Origin of the sequence: Spongiactinospora sp. TRM90649, from assembly GCF_029382225.1 — a bacterium.
Classification (GTDB): Bacteria; Actinomycetota; Actinomycetes; order Streptosporangiales; family Streptosporangiaceae; genus Spongiactinospora.
The window spans coordinates 93,802-108,701 of record NZ_JARLTC010000012.1 but is presented as its reverse complement, the minus strand read 5'-3'; the positions used below and the strand labels follow the sequence as shown (position 1 = coordinate 108,701).

Annotated in this window: 16 protein-coding genes and 1 pseudogene; 10 read left to right on the top strand and 7 right to left on the bottom strand. The window is 71.3% G+C overall.

Features of this window, described 5'->3' with window-relative positions; translation table 11 throughout:
- Positions 1–38 precede the first annotated feature (38 nt).
- The gene (locus P3X83_RS16795; RefSeq protein WP_277306023.1) at positions 39–443 is read right to left on the bottom strand and encodes a helix-turn-helix domain-containing protein; all 405 of its coding nucleotides are present in this window, start codon (positions 441–443) and stop codon (positions 39–41) included.
- Between the two features lie 39 nt (positions 444–482).
- Here P3X83_RS16795 and P3X83_RS16790 point away from each other — a divergent pair, with 39 nt between their 5' ends.
- The gene (locus P3X83_RS16790; RefSeq protein ID WP_346742715.1) at positions 483–1,367 is read left to right on the top strand and encodes an SDR family NAD(P)-dependent oxidoreductase; all 885 of its coding nucleotides are present in this window, start codon (positions 483–485) and stop codon (positions 1,365–1,367) included.
- Positions 1,368–1,379: 12 nt separating this feature from the next.
- On the opposite strand, the gene P3X83_RS16785 is transcribed toward P3X83_RS16790, so the two are convergent.
- Positions 1,380–2,306, bottom strand: coding sequence for an alpha/beta fold hydrolase (locus tag P3X83_RS16785; protein ID WP_277306020.1), 927 nt, complete (start codon positions 2,304–2,306; stop codon positions 1,380–1,382).
- 143 nt (positions 2,307–2,449) lie between these two features.
- On the opposite strand from P3X83_RS16785, the gene P3X83_RS16780 reads away from it, so the two are divergent.
- Positions 2,450–3,025, top strand: a complete 576-nt coding sequence (locus P3X83_RS16780) for a TetR/AcrR family transcriptional regulator (RefSeq protein WP_277306019.1) — start codon at positions 2,450–2,452, stop codon at positions 3,023–3,025.
- A 318-nt stretch (positions 3,026–3,343) separates the two neighbouring features.
- On the opposite strand, the gene P3X83_RS16775 is transcribed toward P3X83_RS16780, so the two are convergent.
- From P3X83_RS16775 to P3X83_RS16760, 4 genes and pseudogenes are all read right to left on the bottom strand, one after another.
- Complete coding sequence (locus tag P3X83_RS16775; protein ID WP_277306018.1) at positions 3,344–4,264, bottom strand: hypothetical protein; 921 nt, start codon at positions 4,262–4,264, stop codon at positions 3,344–3,346.
- 203 nt (positions 4,265–4,467) lie between these two features.
- Positions 4,468–4,830, bottom strand: a pseudogene (locus P3X83_RS16770) (nuclear transport factor 2 family protein); the annotation flags it as partial.
- A 12-nt stretch (positions 4,831–4,842) separates the two neighbouring features.
- Positions 4,843–5,475 (bottom strand): hypothetical protein, encoded by a 633-nt coding sequence (locus P3X83_RS16765; protein ID WP_277306016.1) that lies wholly within the window; start codon positions 5,473–5,475, stop codon positions 4,843–4,845.
- A gap of 142 nt (positions 5,476–5,617) precedes the next feature.
- Complete coding sequence (locus P3X83_RS16760) at positions 5,618–6,073, bottom strand: MarR family transcriptional regulator (RefSeq protein WP_277306015.1); 456 nt, start codon at positions 6,071–6,073, stop codon at positions 5,618–5,620.
- Between the two features lie 68 nt (positions 6,074–6,141).
- Here P3X83_RS16760 and P3X83_RS16755 point away from each other — a divergent pair, with 68 nt between their 5' ends.
- The 7 genes from P3X83_RS16755 to P3X83_RS16725 all read left to right on the top strand — a co-directional run bounded on the left by P3X83_RS16755 (position 6,142) and on the right by P3X83_RS16725 (position 12,974).
- Positions 6,142–7,194 (top strand): substrate-binding domain-containing protein, encoded by a 1,053-nt coding sequence (locus P3X83_RS16755; RefSeq protein ID WP_277306014.1) that lies wholly within the window; start codon positions 6,142–6,144, stop codon positions 7,192–7,194.
- Positions 7,195–7,608: 414 nt separating this feature from the next.
- Positions 7,609–8,856 (top strand): formamidase, encoded by a 1,248-nt coding sequence (fmdA, locus tag P3X83_RS16750; RefSeq protein ID WP_277306013.1) that lies wholly within the window; start codon positions 7,609–7,611, stop codon positions 8,854–8,856.
- A gap of 2 nt (positions 8,857–8,858) precedes the next feature.
- Positions 8,859–9,875, top strand: a complete 1,017-nt coding sequence (locus tag P3X83_RS16745) for an alpha/beta fold hydrolase (protein WP_277306012.1) — start codon at positions 8,859–8,861, stop codon at positions 9,873–9,875.
- Positions 9,876–9,993: 118 nt separating this feature from the next.
- Positions 9,994–10,554: a hypothetical protein gene (locus tag P3X83_RS16740; RefSeq protein ID WP_277306011.1), complete on the top strand. Its 561-nt coding sequence runs from the start codon at positions 9,994–9,996 to the stop codon at positions 10,552–10,554.
- Between the two features lie 103 nt (positions 10,555–10,657).
- Positions 10,658–11,086, top strand: a complete 429-nt coding sequence (locus tag P3X83_RS16735; RefSeq protein ID WP_277306010.1) for a YkvA family protein — start codon at positions 10,658–10,660, stop codon at positions 11,084–11,086.
- A 144-nt stretch (positions 11,087–11,230) separates the two neighbouring features.
- Positions 11,231–11,383 (top strand): hypothetical protein, encoded by a 153-nt coding sequence (locus P3X83_RS16730; protein ID WP_277306008.1) that lies wholly within the window; start codon positions 11,231–11,233, stop codon positions 11,381–11,383.
- Positions 11,384–11,744: 361 nt separating this feature from the next.
- Positions 11,745–12,974, top strand: coding sequence for an acetate kinase (locus tag P3X83_RS16725; RefSeq protein WP_277306007.1), 1,230 nt, complete (start codon positions 11,745–11,747; stop codon positions 12,972–12,974).
- A 23-nt stretch (positions 12,975–12,997) separates the two neighbouring features.
- On the opposite strand, the gene P3X83_RS16720 is transcribed toward P3X83_RS16725, so the two are convergent.
- A complete protein-coding gene (locus P3X83_RS16720) occupies positions 12,998–13,687 on the bottom strand; it encodes a CBS domain-containing protein (protein ID WP_277306006.1) in 690 nt (229 codons plus the stop codon).
- Positions 13,688–13,880: 193 nt separating this feature from the next.
- On the opposite strand from P3X83_RS16720, the gene P3X83_RS16715 reads away from it, so the two are divergent.
- Positions 13,881–14,873 carry a hypothetical protein gene (locus P3X83_RS16715; RefSeq protein WP_277306005.1) on the top strand — a complete coding sequence of 331 codons (993 nt, stop codon included), beginning with the start codon at positions 13,881–13,883 and terminating at the stop codon, positions 14,871–14,873.
- Positions 14,874–14,900: the final 27 nt, after the last annotated feature.

Here is a 14,900-nt window from a genome sequence, read left to right as displayed (position 1 = left end):
CGACGCCTATCCCGCGCCGGGTCTCGTTTGCCTTGTGTCTAGGCCTGGGACTCGGCGCGCGCCCGACGGATCTCCGGCTCGTGGGCCACCGCCCAGTCCGCCATGGCCGATAGCGGCTCCAGCAGCGACCGGCCGAGCGGCGTGAGGCTGTACTCGACGCCGGGCGGCACCGTCGGGAAGACCTCGCGCCTGACCAGCCCGTCGGTCTCCAGCCCGCGCAGGGTCCGGGTGAGCATGCGCTGGCTGATGCCCTCGATCGAGCGCAGCAGCTCGTTGTACCGGTGCGGACGGCCGCCCAGCAGGATCAGCAGCAGCATGCTCCACTTGTCGCCGACCCGGCGGAACACGTCGCCGACGGGACACGCCGCCAGTTCGTCCGCCGGAACCGGCCGGGGCAGCGGATGCGCGAGCACCGAAGGAACATCCGTGTGCGTATCTGACATGAAACTGCCTTCTTTCGTCCCGGCCGGACGGCCCCCAGGATGCTGCCAAAGCCGATCCTACGTAGGCGACGAATGGGGGACACCGTGCCGGAGCGGCCGGTCAGGCATGTGGTGATCAGTGGTGGAACGGATGGCATGGGGCGGGCGACCGCGCTGGCCCGGCTGGCGCGCGGCGACCGCGTCACCGTGATCGGCAGTGGCGAGGCCAAGGGCCGGGCCCTGCTCGCCCAGGCGGGCGGGAGGCGGGACCTCCTGCGTTTCGTGCGAGCGGACCTGTCCTCGATCGCCGAGGTGGAACGGGTCGTGGAGCTGATCACGGCGGAACACGACACCGTCGACGCGCTGGCGTTGTTCGCCAACCGGGTCACCCACAAACGCAGGGAGACGGCCGACGGCCTGGAATACACCTTCGCGTTGTACTACCTGAGCCGCCACCTGCTCGGGGCGGGGCTGGGGCCGCTGCTGGACGCGGCGCCGTCCCCGGTCATCGTCAACGTGGCCGGGGTGGGCAACACGGCGGGGCGGATCCACTGGGACGACCCGCAGCTCCTGCGCGGCTACGGCGCGGTGCGGGCCCAGCTCCAGGCCGGGCGTGCGAACGACCTGCTCGGGGTCGCCTCCAGCCGCGCGGAGCGCGGTAGGGCCCGCTACGTCCTCTACCACCCGGGCTTCACCCGCAGCGGAACGGGAGCACACCCGAACCCGCTGGTCCGGGGCTCGCTAAAGGTGCTCGCGGCGCTGGCCGCCCGGCCGGTGGCCGACGCCGTACGGCCGATCGTCGAGTGGATCGACCATCCGCCGGAGGCCGCGCTCACCGCGATCGACCGGGGCAGGACGGTCGAGCCGTCCCTGCGCACGCTCGACCCCGGCGACGCCGCGCGGCTGGCCGAGTACACCGAGGAACTGCTCCGCGCGCGCCGCTGACGGCGGGCGGGCTCAGGCGTCTTCTTCGACCCGGCCCAGTGGGTCGGTGCTTTCCAGCAATGCCGCGCGTGCCGCCTGCCAGCCGGAATCTTCGGGATCGAAAGCGTTGCGAAGATAGGCCGTGGTGAGCCGCTGGATGAGGGCGACTCGTTCGGGGTTCTCGTCCGTCGTTTCTGCGACGTGGTACCCGGGGATTCCGCCGAGCGAGTGTTCTGCCGCGAACAGCGTGAGCAGGCTTTTCGCGCCGGGGCTCAGGAGGTACGGGTCGGTGAACCAGTCCGGCCCGCGAACGGAAAGCAGCGACTGGTCCCGATCTCCCGCGACCACGAGGGCCGGCGTGGTCATGTGGGCGAAGTCCGGGTTCATGAAGGGGAAGTGCTCGGCGGCGAACGGGGTCAGGTCGGCACCGCCCTGGCCGGGTATTGCGAGCAGCACGCCAGCTGTGATCCGCGAATCCGACATGTCCTCTGCGGTGGGACCGAGGACCCGCGCGCCCAGCAGCATGCTCGCCGTCTGGGCTCCCCAGGAATGCCCGGCCACGGCGATGCGGGTGCGGTCGAGCCGTCCGCTGAGGCCGGGAACGGCGGCTTCGATGAGATCGAGGTGGTCCAGGACGCGCTTCATGTCCTCGACGCGGAAGCGCCAGATCAGCGGAGTGCGGGGGTCGTCGGGCGGAAGGTTCAGCGTCCTGGAGTCGAGGTGGGTGGGCTGGATCACCACGAAGCCGTGAGCGGCCCAGTGGTCCACCAATGGGCCGTAGCCGTCCATGGACCAGCCGAAGCCGTGCGAGAAGACGATGATCGGCAAGTCGTGTCCATCGGCGGGCGCGGACACTCGCACTCGCAGGTTCTCGCCGCGGCCCGGGGCCGGCAGCACCACCGGCTTGGCGGAAATGATCGGTGTGGCCGGGGCCGAGGCCGTGGCCGCTGATTCGCGCATAGGAAGATCCTTCTTGCTGCTTCGAGGGAAGGTTTGATCGACGGGCCCGCTCTGGCATCATGGGGAAACGGAACCTTGTCCCGCTTGACGATACGGGACAGTGTTCCGTTTAGCAAACCCCTGTGGCGGAGGGAACTACGGCGATGAGCGACGGCGATCAGGCGGCCAGGCCCAAGCGGGCGGACGCGCGGCGCAACCAGGAGACGCTGCTCGACGCCGCCGCCGCGATCTTCGTCACGTCGGGCGTGGAAGCACCGGTACGCGACATCGCGGCCAAGGCCGGGGTGGGGACGGCCACCATCTACCGCCATTTCCCGACACGGGCGGACCTCATCATCGCCGTCTACCGGCACCAGGTCGAAGCCTGCGCCGAGGCCGGTCCGGCGCTGCTGACCGACGCCGCGACGCCGCACGCCGCCCTGGGGCAGTGGATCGACCGGTTCGTCGACTTCCTGGTCACCAAGCACGGCCTCGCCGCCGTACTGCAGTCCGACGACGCGGCCTTCGAGACGCTGCACGCCTATTTCCTCGACCGGCTCGTGCCCGTGTGCGCCCAACTGCTCGAAGCGTCGGCCACGGCGGGCGAGATCCGCTCCGACCTGAGCGCCTACGAGCTGATGCGCGGCGTCGGCAACCTCTGCATCGGCGCCAACCGCGACCCCCGCTACGACGCACGCCGTATGGCCGCACTCCTCATCGCGGGCCTGCGCCTCCGCTAGCGAAGCCGGTCCGAACACGGGTGTCCCGAACGACTGGAGACGATGAGATGACCGATACCCGGACCGCCTCGCCAGAGCACGATCAGTATGGGCTGCCGGCGGCGCACGGGTTCGATGAAGCCTTCTTCGGGCTATGGGTGGTCCACCGGGCCGGAAACGGGAGGGGGGTGGCTCAGCTCCGGGAATCGGGGAATGCGGGTGATCAGTTGGCTCTGGGAGATCGACGGCCTCTACGACCTTGACTACTACCGGGACGGAAACCGGGTCGCGGACGGGACGATTCCTCGACGAGGACTGGTTCCGCACTCCCGGTCGGGCCTATGGATTTCCCCAGGACGACACCACGCGGAGGCAGGTGGTGTAGCGGATTTCGTCGTCGCGGAACTGGGTGCAGGCGAGTTCGGGGGAGAGCCAGCTCGGGGGCGGGCTGGAGGGGGAGGGGCCCGGACGGTGGCGGGGGCGTTTGGCGGTGCGGCCGGAAGGGCGGGTCTTGGCGCGCGGGGTCGCCGGGGTCGCGGTGGCCGGGCGGGGCGGTTTGCGGGTGGCCACGGCCGGGGGCTCGTTGGCGGGGCGTGGGTGTGTGCGCGGCGCGGGCGGGGTCGGGCCTGACCGGCGGGTGCGTGGGGCTTTGGCAGCCTCGCCCTTGTGGCGGGTCTTCGCAGGCGGGGGCACGGGGGCGGATTGAGGGCGGCCGGACTTGGGAGCGTGCGCCTGGCGGTGGTGACCTCGTTTGCCCGGACGATCGGTGCGGGGTTTCGGTTTGGGGGCGGCCTTGTCGGGCGGGCCGGGCCGTCCATCTGAGGGACGGCCCGGCCGTCCGTTGACGGGCGGGGGGCCGGGCGGGCTCGGGGAGATGGCGGGCAGCGCCTCGGCCTGCGGGACGGCAGGTGCCTGCGCCGGCTCCGCCCCCCGGTGCGGAACCGTGAACACGGTGACCGCCACCGCCAGCGCCAGGATCCCGCCCACGATCGTGTAGGGCACCCACACCCGCCGGTCGCTCGTGTCGCCGTAGTACGGCGTCGAGGGTGGGACCGACCGATCCGGTTGCAGCAGCGACGACGCGGGCAGCGCCGGAGGCGGCGTGACGCCCGCCGGGCGGTTTCCGTCGCCGAGCGGGAGCCGGGGCAGGGGCCGGGTCTGCACGGCGTCCTCGTCCCACCCGCCGTCCCGCGCGTACGGCGGTCGCCCCGCGCGGCGGCCGGCGGGAGAGCGCGGTGCCCCGGTGTGCTGCTGGTCCATGGTCCCCCTCCCGGCCGGTGACGGTACGCGACACAGATCATGCAGTGTGTCACGCGCCGGATCCGCCGGCGGCGCGGGAGAGTACCGATCAATTCCGCGACCGGTAAAGGCCTGGCCTGCCCCATGCCGAAACCACCGCACACCCGCCCAGGCCAGAGGCCGAGGTCGGTGAGTCCCGGGTGGTCGTCGGGGCGGCGGCCGAGCGGCCAGTGGTACTTGCGGTCCGACTCCAGGATGGGCAGGTCGTTGATCGAGGCGTGGCGGCGCGTCATCAGCCCGTCGGCGTCGAACTCCCAGTTCTCGTTGCCGTAGGAGCGGTACCACTGGCCGGAGTCGTCGTGGCTCTCGTAGGCGAACCGGACGGCGATGCGGTCGTCGTCGAACGCCCACAGCTCCTTGATCAGGCGATACTCCAGCTCGCGGTTCCACTTGCGGGTGAGGAAGGCGACCATCTCGTCGCGGCCGTCGACGAACTCGGCCCGGTTGCGCCACCGGCTGTCCTCGGAGTAGGCGAGCGCCACGCCGTGCGGATCCCGGCTGTTCCAGGTCGCCTGCCGCCACGTCAGCGGCGAGGACTGTCACGTGCTGGAGCTATGGGCGCGGTCGATGGACGACCTGGACCGGGTCTGCGCGCGCCTGGCCACCGCGGGCCGTACCACGACCTCGCTGGTCTTCTCCACCAAGATGCCGCAGCGGCTGCCGCTGGACGGCCCGGCCTGACCGGCCTCCTCACGGACGGCCGCGGCCTGCGGCACCGTGGGAAGGTTGGCGAGCACCACGTACCGCAGCGGGTGGTCGCCCGGCATGGCGGCCTCGATCCGCCGCCACGCGGCCACCACCCGGTCGGCGCCTGCGCCCAGCCGGTCGGTGAGGCCGGCGGCGAGCTGGAGGGCCACCTCGGCGGCGTGATCGAGGGCGAAGCGGGCGAGCCCGCTCGGCATCGGCTCGTCGTCGTGGATCAGGCACTGCGCGAACGCCCGCGCCGCCGCCTTCAGGTCATAGGGGCTCTTCCCATCGAGCGCGAGGGCGCGCGAATAGTAGAAGGCCCCTAATCGGCCGAGCGCGTCGAGGTCGGGACGCTCGTCGTCGTGGGCCGCCGCCACCCGGCGGGCGTGTTCGAAGAGCACCGGATCGAGGGCCCGTGAGTAGTCGTGGTCCTCGGCGATGAGCTCCAGGCACTCGTGCAACGCGGCGATCGATCGATCGGTCAACGGATTCTCCCCCGAGTCGGCCGTTCACTCCCCTTCGATCAGGATGCATCCCGGCCGCGCCCGCCGCGCGCGCGGTGCCGTACTTGGACCGTTCTTCATGACCTTCGCCCGCGATCTCGGCGAGAGCCGTCCGCGGACGGGGCTACAGCCGGTCGGACAGGCGGGTGAGCAGCGGGCCGAGCAGCGCGGTCTCCTCCGCGCCGAAGAGGATCTCGATCTCGGCCTGCTCCCCGGCGACCGCCTCGGACAGGCGCCGGTGGGCCTGGACGCCGCGCTCGGAGAGGAAGACCAGCACGCGACGCCGGTCTGTCTCGTCGACCCGGCGGTAGACGAGGTTGTCCGAGACCATCCGATCAACGATCTTGGTGAGGGTGGGGGGAGCCAGCAGGACGTGTTCGGCTATCTCCGACATCGGGTGGCCTTCGCCGTCCGCGAGGAGGCTGGTCACCCGCCACTCCTCCACACTTCCGCCGGCCGAGGCAAGAGCCGAGGTGATGCGCGCCACGACCCGCCGCTCCGCCAGGGTGAGCAGGCGCGCGAGGTCGAACCCGCCACGGGTGGCCCGTGCCGGATCGGGGGATTGCGTCGTCGTCTCCATCGGTGACACGAAGATTACCGTTTCCATGGGGAAATATGCCTGTAGTCAGTATCGAGTATGGTCGCCCCATGGTCGCATCTAAGGGGGCCATCGACGTAGCCCTCCTGGTGCCGTTGAGCGGCCCGGCCGGAATCTTCGGGCCGTCCTGCGAGCTGTGCGCGCGGCTGGCCGCCGAGGAGATCAACGCCGGGCCCGGGGTGCTCGGCCGGGAGATCCGGCTGATCACCGTGGACGGCGGCGCGCCGCCGGAACGGGTGGCCGAAGAGATCGACCTGCTGGTCTCCACCGGGGCGGTGGACGCCGTCGTCGGCTGGCACATCTCGGCGGTACGGCAGGTCGTCGCGCCGCGGATCGCCGGGCGCGTGCCGTACGTCTACACCGCGTTGTACGAGGGCGGGGAGCGTTCGCCGTGGGTGTTCCTGACCGGTGAGACACCGGCACGGCAGTTGCGCCCCGCCTTGCGCTGGTTCCGCGCCGAACTGGGGGTGCGGCGCTGGGCGATCGTGGGCGACGACTACGTGTGGCCGCGCAGGTCGGCCGCCGAGGTGCGATCGTACCTGAACGAGATGGGCGGCACGCTGACCGACGAGATCTACGTCCGGCTCGGTACCGGCGACTTCTCCGACGTGCTCGCCCGGCTGCGCGCGACGCCCTGTGACGGGGTGCTGATGCTGCTGGTGGGCGATGACGCGGTGGCGTTCAACCGGCAGTACGTCGAGGCGGGCCTCGACGCGATCCGGTTCAGCCCGCTGATGGAGGAGAACATGCTGCTGGCCACCGGCAGCGGCGGCACGCGGGGTCTGTTCGCCGCGGCCGGGTACTTCGCCACCCTGCCCACGGCCGAGGGGCTCGACTTCGACGCCCGCTACCACCACCGCTTCGGGGTCCAGGCGCCCGCGCTGAACAGCCTGGGGGAGTCGTGCTACGAGGGGGTGCGGCTGCTGGCGGAGCTGCTCCGCCGGGCCGGACGGCTGAGCATCCGCCGCATGCTCCAGGTGTCGGAGGGGCTCGGTTACGAGAGCCCCAGGGGCGTCGTCCAGGTGCGCGGACGGCACCTGGAGCAGCGGATGTTCCTCGCCGTCGCCGACGATCTGCGCTTCGACGTCATCGCCGACCTCTGACCTCGGCCTCCCCAGCCCGCGCGCCCGACCACGGGAAGCTCATGCCGCCGAACCATTGACGATTGCTTCGCTGAAAAATAGTTTTCTGAAGAAGCAATACCGGGGAGGTGGTGTCCGTGGCGACGTATCCCTACCGCTGTGACGCATGCGGACCGTTCGATGTCGTACGTCCGATCGGTCAGGCCGCGGCGGCCGAGGAGTGTGTCCAGTGCGGCGAACCGGCCGTACGTGTCTATACCCCGCCGATGCTGGCGCGCACCGCGCCCGCGTTGACGCGTGCACTCGACACGGCACAGGCGAGCGCCCATGAGCCGCGGGTGGTCCAGGAGGTTCCGCGGCGGCGAAGCCAGACGCCAGCGCTCGACCCCAGGTGGGCCGGGCTGCCCCGCCCTTGATCTGACGGGAGAGATTGCCATGCCCGAAGTGGTTTTCAGTGTTGACCAGGCCAGGTCCATGCGCGACCAGGCCCACCCCGGCCACAACCGGTGGCACCCGGACATCCCGGCCGCCGCGACGGTACGGCCGGGCTCGGAGTTCCGGGTGGAATGCCGGGAATGGACGGACGGTCAGATCGGCAACAACGACTCCGCCAACGACGTCCGCGACGTGGACCTGTCGCCCTGCCACATGCTCAGCGGTCCCATCGCGGTGGAGGGCGCCGAGCCCGGCGACCTCCTGATCATCGACATCCTCGACATCGGCCCGGTGCCGCAGGCCAAGGGCGACCGTCCGGGCGAGGGCTGGGGCTACACCGGCATCTTCGCCAAGAACAACGGCGGCGGCTTCCTGACCGACCAGTACCCGGACGCCTACAAGGCGATCTGGGACTTCCACGGTCAGCAGGCCACCTCCCGGCACATCCCGGGCGTCCGGTTCACCGGCATCACCCACCCCGGCCTGTTCGGCACCGCTCCCTCGCCGGAGCTGCTGGGCCGCTGGAACACCCGCGAGCAGGCGCTGATCGACACCGCGCCGCAGCGCGTGCCGCCGCTGGCCCTGCCCCCGCTGGAGAACGGCGTGCTCGCCGGCACGCTCGGCGGCGACGACCTCGCACGCGTCGGCCGGGAGGGCGCCCGCACCGTGCCGCCCAGGGAGAACGGCGGCAACCACGACATCAAGAACTTCACCCGGGGCGCCCGCGTCTTCTATCCCGTCTTCGTGCCCGGCGCCATGTTCTCCGGCGGCGACCTGCACTTCAGCCAGGGCGACGGTGAGATCACCTTCTGCGGCGCCATCGAGATGGGCGGGTTCATCGACTTCCACGTGGACCTGATCAAGGGCGGCATGGCCAAGTACGGGGTCACCACCAACCCGATCTTCATGCCGGGCAACGTGGAACCCCGCTACAGCGAGTTCGTGTCGTTCATCGGCATCTCCGTGGATCACGACACCGACACCAACCACTACAACGACGCCACCCTCGCCTACCGCAACGCCTGCCTGAACGCCATCGAGTACCTCAAGACCTTCGGGTACAGCGGCGAGCAGGCGTACCTGCTGCTCGGCGCCGCCCCCGTGGAGGGCAGGGTCAGCGGTGTCGTGGACATCCCCAACGCCTGCTGCAGCCTCTACCTGCCGACCGCCATCTTCGACTTCGACATCCGGCCCACCGCGGATGGGCCCCGCAAGGCCGACCGCGGTTCCTGCGCGACAAGTAGCTGAGCATGATCGATTATGAGTTCTTCGAGCTGGGGGACTTCACCCTCCAGCACGGGGCTACCCTCCGGGGCGCCCGCCTGGCCTACAAGACGTACGGCGAGCTGTCCCCCGCCAAGGACAACGCGATCGTGTACCCGACCTGGTACTCCGGGCGGCACTGGGACAACGAGTGGCTGATCGGCTCCGGCATGGCCCTGGACCCGGCGCGCTACTTCATCATCGTGCCCAACATGATCGGCAACGGCCTGTCCAGCTCGCCGAGCAACGTGCCGCCGCCGTACGACCAGGCCAGGTTCCCGCACGTCACCATGTACGACAACGTGACGGCCCAGCACCGGCTGGTCACCGAGCGGTTCGGCGTCGAACGCCTGCCGCTGGTCACCGGCTGGTCGATGGGCGCGGGACAGACCTACCAGTGGGGCGTCAGCCATCCCGACATGGTCGAGCGGATCGCGCCGTTCTGCGGCTCGTCGCACACCAGCCTGCACAACAAGGTCTTCCTGGAGGGCGTGAAGGCGGCGATCACCGCCGACGCGGCGTTCCGCGGCGGCTGGTACGGCACGACGCAGCCGGTGACCGGCCTGCGGGCGGCCGCCCGGGTCTACGCCGGATGGGGCTTCTCCCAGGCGTTCTACTGGGACCGCCTGTTCGAGAAGCTGGGATACACCTCCCTTGAGGACTTCCTGATCGGCTTCTGGGAGGGCTTCTTCCTCGACGACCGCGACGCCAACAACCTGCTCACCATGCTGCTGACCTGGCACAGCGCCGACGTCGGGCTGACGCCGGGGTTCAACGGCGACACCGAGGCGGCGCTGCGCTCCATCAAGGCCAAGGCGCTGGTGATGCCGGGCGAGAAGGACCTCTACTTCCCGCCGGAGGACGAGGCGTGGGCCGTGGAGCGGATGCCGAACGCCAAGCTGCGGGTGATTCCGGGCGTGTGGGGACACTTCGCGGGTCACGGCAGTAATCCGGTGGACGTCGCGTTCATCGACGCCGGGCTCAAGGAGCTGCTGGCGAGCTGAGCCGGGGGCGTGCCGGTGCGGGTGCTTCGCCGATCGTCCCGCACCGGCCTCCGCCGTGCCGTCAGCGATACTAGAATCACGCACCGTATGCGATCGACTACCGAAAGGTGCTCGTGCGGTGCGCGTGTCCTCCCTCTTCCCGGCCGCCGCGGCGCTCGCCTCGGCCGCCGTCCTGGCCCCTGTCGGCGTCTCCCATGCCCATGCCCATGCCCATGCCCATGCCCATGCCCATGCCCATGCCCATGCCCATGCCCATGTCCATGTCCATGCTCATGCCGACGCGTTCGCCGACGGCGGCGCGCCGCGCGGCTACCGCTGGGAATCCCACCTGTGGGCGTCCCCGGAGCATCACCGGACCCAGCCCGGCGTCTGCCTGCTGACCGCCTCGGCCTACCGCGATGGCGAGGCCCATCACCTCGCCTGGACCACGATCTCGGGCGCCTACACGCTGAAGGCCCCCGACGGCACTGAGACCCAGGGCCTCTACCCGGCCGGGCGCTGGACCCGCAGCGACGGCGCGGGCGGCCGGAAGGTCTGCTCGTGGGGTTCGCGCAAGGACATCTATCAGCCCGGCGCCTGGACCCTGACCTCCAGCGTGGAACTGCTCACGCCGGATGGGAGGCGCGACCGGATCGCCCGCGTGGAGTCCTTCACCTACGAAACGGACACGCGCACCTAGCCTCATGCCTGGGAGGTGACTCGGATCACGTCCGCGTGCGGCCACATGGTCTACTCGACCGCATGACCCCTTACCGTCTCCCCGTTCCATCCGGCGTGCGTTCGTGACCGGCTCGTGGGCCTGGGACGTGCTGCTCGGGCTCGTCGTGGCGGTGCTGGCGCTCTGGGCGGTCCTGGTGCTCGCGCTGATGGTGGTCCGCCCGCGCGGCGGGCTGCCCCGCGAGGCGCTGCGGCTGCTGCCCGACGTGCTGCGCCTGACGCGCCGCCTGGCCGCCGACTCCGGCCTGCCCGGCGGCGTGCGCGTCCGGCTCGCCCTGCTGCTGGCCTATCTGGTCGTGCCCATCGATCTGGTGCCCGACTTCATCCCCGTCGTCGGTTACGCCGACGACGCCATCTTGGTCGCCGTCGTCCTCCGCTCCGTCGTGCGGCGGGCCGGGCTCGACGCCGTCCGGCGGCACTGGCCGGGCACCGACGACGGCTTCGCCGCCCTGTCGCGCCTCGCCGGGCTCGGGGAGGGGCCGGTCGACCGGTGAGCGGCCCGGGGCAAGCCTGTTGTCACTGTGGCGGGAGTGACGGGCGAGCAGGCCGATGACCACGTTGAGGGGGCGAATGGTGACCGTCAGTGCGGAATCCGAAGCCCGACCCCGCGGCGGCGTGACCCCGGCGGCCCGGAGCCGATGGCCCTCGTCACCGTACGGCTCGCCGCCCCGGCGATCCTGGACGCCGCGCTGGCGGTGCTCGGGCTCGGTCCCGGCGACATCGATGGCGTGTTCGCCGACCCGCGCATCGAGCCCTACGCCAACGGCTCCCCCGGTGAGGCCGTTTCGTGACCCCTCCAAGCCGGAGAGCCCTTCCAAGGTGAAGGCCCCGGGAGGACGAGCGTCCGGCGGGTGGCTAGCGTGTAGACCGTGACTCCTCCCCTTCCTGAAGGAAGAGGATTCCTGCTTCACCACCGACCGCCCGCCAAGGAAGTCTCCTCTTGAGGTCTTACACCGGCTCCACAGGCGTTTCCACTCTCCGCCGGCCCGGCGGCGAGCACGTTACGGGCCGCGTTCACATCCCGGTCATGGACGGTGCCGCAGGCGCACGTCGCACGGTCATTCGATTCCATGGATTTGTCCGTCCTGTCCCGCGAGGCGGGAGTCCGATTCCTCCCCCGCCTGAAGGCGGGGGTCTCCTCGGAGGCATCAGATGAGCGCGTCCGATCTTGGTTCGGGCCGTCAGGGCACGGTGCTCGTCCTGAACACCGGCTCTTCGACGATCAAGTACGAGCTGGTCGACGTCGCCACCGGGGGCCGTCCGGCGCGCGGCATCGTCGAGCGCGTCGGCGACACCGAACCCGGACGCATCACCCATCACCGCGACGGCGGCTCGCCGTACGTGCAGGAGCTGCGCGTCCCCGACCACCGCACCGGGCTGTGGGCGGTGCTCGACGCGTTCAAGGCCGCCGGTCCCGACCTCGCGGCGGCCCCGCCGGCGGCGGTCGGGCACCGCGTCGTGCACGGCGGGGCGCGCTTCCGCGAACCGGTGCTGATCGACGAGCACGTGATCGACGCGATCGCGCAACTTGCCCCGCTCGCACCGCTGCACCTCCCGGCCGGGCTCGACGGCATCCGCGTGGCCCGCGCGGCCTTCCCCGGGCTCCCGCAGGTCGCAGTCTTCGACACCGCGTTCCACCACACGCTGCCGGAAGAGGTCTTCACCTACGCCGTCCCCGCCGAGTGGCGGGAGCGTTACGGCGTGCGGCGTTACGGCTTCCACGGCACGTCGGTCGCCTACGTCTCGCGCCGCGCCGCGATCCTGCTCGGCCGTGAGCCGGACGAGGTGAACCTGATCGTGCTGCACCTGGGCAACGGCGCGAGCGCCACCGCCGTGGCGGGCGGGCGGAGCGTGGAGACCTCGATGGGCATGACGCCGATGGAGGGGCTGGTGATGGGCACCCGCTCGGGCGACGTGGATCCGGCGCTGCCCGGCTACCTGGCCCGGGTGGCGAAGCTGTCCGCGCGGAGCGTCGAGGAGGCGCTGCTGCGCGACAGCGGGCTGCTGGCGCTGGCCGGGGCGGGTGACATGCGCACCGTGCGCCGCCGCGCCGACGAGGGCGACCCGGACGCGCGCCTGGCCAGGGCGGTCTACTGCCACCGGATCAGGAAGTACGTCGGGGCCTACTACGCGGTGCTGCCGGGCCGCGTGGACGCGATCGTGTTCACCGGCGGGGTCGGCGAGCACGACGACGGCGTGCGGGCGGACTGCCTGGCCGGGCTGGAACGCCTGGGCGTTGCGGTGGACGAGGGCCGCAACCGCGCGGAGGACACCTCGGAACGGGTCGTCTCGCCGCCGGACGCCGAGGTGGCGGTGCTGGTCGTGCCGACAGACGAGGAGTGGGAGATCGCCCACGAGACCCTCGCCCTGCTCGGCCACTGAGAGGGCCGCTGAGGGCGTGCGGTTCAGGCGGGGGTTCGAACGGTGACCGGGGCGGTGTCGTCCTGGGTCCAGGTGATCTGCGAGTGGACCGCGACGACGCCGTCCAGGCGGTCGGCGGCGCGCGCGGCGGCGTCGGCCTGGCTGCGCCGCTCGACGCTTCCGGACAGGGTGAGCACGCCGTCGGCAACGGTGATCTTGAGCGCGTCCACCTGGAGGATGTCCGCGTGGCGGCCGGCGTCCCCGGCGATGTCGGCGTCCGGGCGCAGGAACACCTTGAGCAGGTCGCGCCTGGTGACGATGCCGGCCAGCCGTCCGAGGTCGTCCACCACGGGCAGCCGCTTGATCCCGTGCCGCTCCATCAGCCGGGCCGCGAGCACGACGGGGGAGTCCGCGGCGACCACGATCGCCGGGGAGCTCATCAGCTCGCCCGCCGTCACACCCTCGGCGGAGGTCTCACGCCGCGCGCCGGAACGGCGCCGCAGCCGGGTCCGCAGCGGCGGATAGTAGTACTCGCCGTAGTAACGCTCCTTGAAATCCTCCTTGCGCAGCAGGTCCGCCTCGGAGATCATCCCGACCACGACGCCGCCGGGGTCGAGCACCGGCAGCGCGCCGACACCCGTCGCGATCAGCTTCTCCGCCACCACATGGAACGGGACGTCCCGGGTGACGGAGGCCACCGTGATGGTCATCACGCTCGCGACGGTCATGGTCATGTCACACCTCATGTTCTGCTTGCGGCTCGTTCATCACGCAGGGTAAGTCGCGCGCGCCCGCGGCGGCAGGGCCGAACGTCCCAAGCCGGTGCGCCCAACGACCCTGGGAAAGGTCCCGCGACCTCGGGTCCTTCGCCGCTGACCGGAGTCCCCGCGCGCGTGATGGGCTGGGCATATCCCTTGGAGGTGGAACATGAACGTCGAGACGCCGGTGGATCGCGCCGCCGCGATCAAGCTTGCGTTGCAGGCCGCGGTGTGGGCCCCCTCGCTGCACAACACCCAGCCATGGATCTTCGCGGTGTCCGGCGACGAGATCAGCCTCCGGGCCGACACGGAGCGGCGGCTGCGCCTGGCCGACGCCGAGGGCCGGGAGATGCTGATCAGTTGCGGGGCCGCGCTGTTCAACCTGCGCACCAGCCTGCGGGCGTCGGGCGTGGAGCCGGTGGTGCGGGTGCTGCCCGATCCCGACCGGCCCGCGCTGGTCGCCAGGGTCCGCGCCGGAGACTTCGCCGTACCCGACGAGACGAGCCGCCTGCTCAACGCCGAGATCGAACGGCGGCGCACCCACCGGGCGGGCTTCACCAGTTTGCCCGTCCCCGAACGGCTGGTCCGCGACCTGGAGCGGCAGGCGGTGGCGGAGGGTGCCCGGCTGCGGGTGATCCGCGACGCGGGCGACGTGCGCCTGCTGGCCGCCGTAACCGAGGTCGCCCAGCTCGTCCAGGCCCGCGACCGCCAGGCCGGGCTGGAGGTCGTCCGCTGGTCGCGCCCGCCGGCCGCCGCACGCCGGGACGGCGTCCCCGCCGACGCGTATCCGCGCTCGGGTGCACGCACCGAGCCGAGGTTCGCGCAGCGCGACTACGCCTGGCGGCACGGCTGGGGCAGCCCCGACGATCAGCGCTTCTCCACCGCGCCGGGCGTCACGGCCGTGCTGACCACGCAAGGTGACGACCGCGAGAGCTGGATCACCGCGGGGGAGGCGCTGCAGGCCGTACTGCTGCGCGCGTCGGGGCGCGGGGTGAGCGCCGCCTTCCACACCCAGCCGCTGGAGATCGCCTCGCTGCGCGAGCTGATCGGCCAGGTCGTCTGCCTGGGCGAACACCCGCAGATGATCATGCGGCTGGGCATCACCTTCGACCACGTGGCCACCGTGCGGCGGTCCGTCGCCGAGATGACCGAGGAGTCCTGAACGGGCTGGTCCGGCGGCAACCTTTCG

Coding starts and splice junctions, on each gene's coding strand:
- P3X83_RS16720 (WP_277306006.1), bottom strand. CDS start 13,687: ATGACCATGACCGTCGCGAGCGTGATGACCATCACGGTGGCCTCCGTC.
- P3X83_RS16790 (WP_346742715.1), top strand. CDS start 483: ATGCTGCCAAAGCCGATCCTACGTAGGCGACGAATGGGGGACACCGTG.
- fmdA (WP_277306013.1), top strand. CDS start 7,609: ATGCCCGAAGTGGTTTTCAGTGTTGACCAGGCCAGGTCCATGCGCGAC.
- P3X83_RS16725 (WP_277306007.1), top strand. CDS start 11,745: ATGAGCGCGTCCGATCTTGGTTCGGGCCGTCAGGGCACGGTGCTCGTC.
- P3X83_RS16780 (WP_277306019.1), top strand. CDS start 2,450: ATGAGCGACGGCGATCAGGCGGCCAGGCCCAAGCGGGCGGACGCGCGG.
- P3X83_RS16715 (WP_277306005.1), top strand. CDS start 13,881: ATGAACGTCGAGACGCCGGTGGATCGCGCCGCCGCGATCAAGCTTGCG.
- P3X83_RS16785 (WP_277306020.1), bottom strand. CDS start 2,306: ATGCGCGAATCAGCGGCCACGGCCTCGGCCCCGGCCACACCGATCATT.
- P3X83_RS16730 (WP_277306008.1), top strand. CDS start 11,231: ATGGCCCTCGTCACCGTACGGCTCGCCGCCCCGGCGATCCTGGACGCC.
- P3X83_RS16760 (WP_277306015.1), bottom strand. CDS start 6,073: ATGGAGACGACGACGCAATCCCCCGATCCGGCACGGGCCACCCGTGGC.
- P3X83_RS16755 (WP_277306014.1), top strand. CDS start 6,142: ATGGTCGCATCTAAGGGGGCCATCGACGTAGCCCTCCTGGTGCCGTTG.
- P3X83_RS16795 (WP_277306023.1), bottom strand. CDS start 443: ATGTCAGATACGCACACGGATGTTCCTTCGGTGCTCGCGCATCCGCTG.
- P3X83_RS16745 (WP_277306012.1), top strand. CDS start 8,859: ATGATCGATTATGAGTTCTTCGAGCTGGGGGACTTCACCCTCCAGCAC.
- P3X83_RS16775 (WP_277306018.1), bottom strand. CDS start 4,264: ATGGACCAGCAGCACACCGGGGCACCGCGCTCTCCCGCCGGCCGCCGC.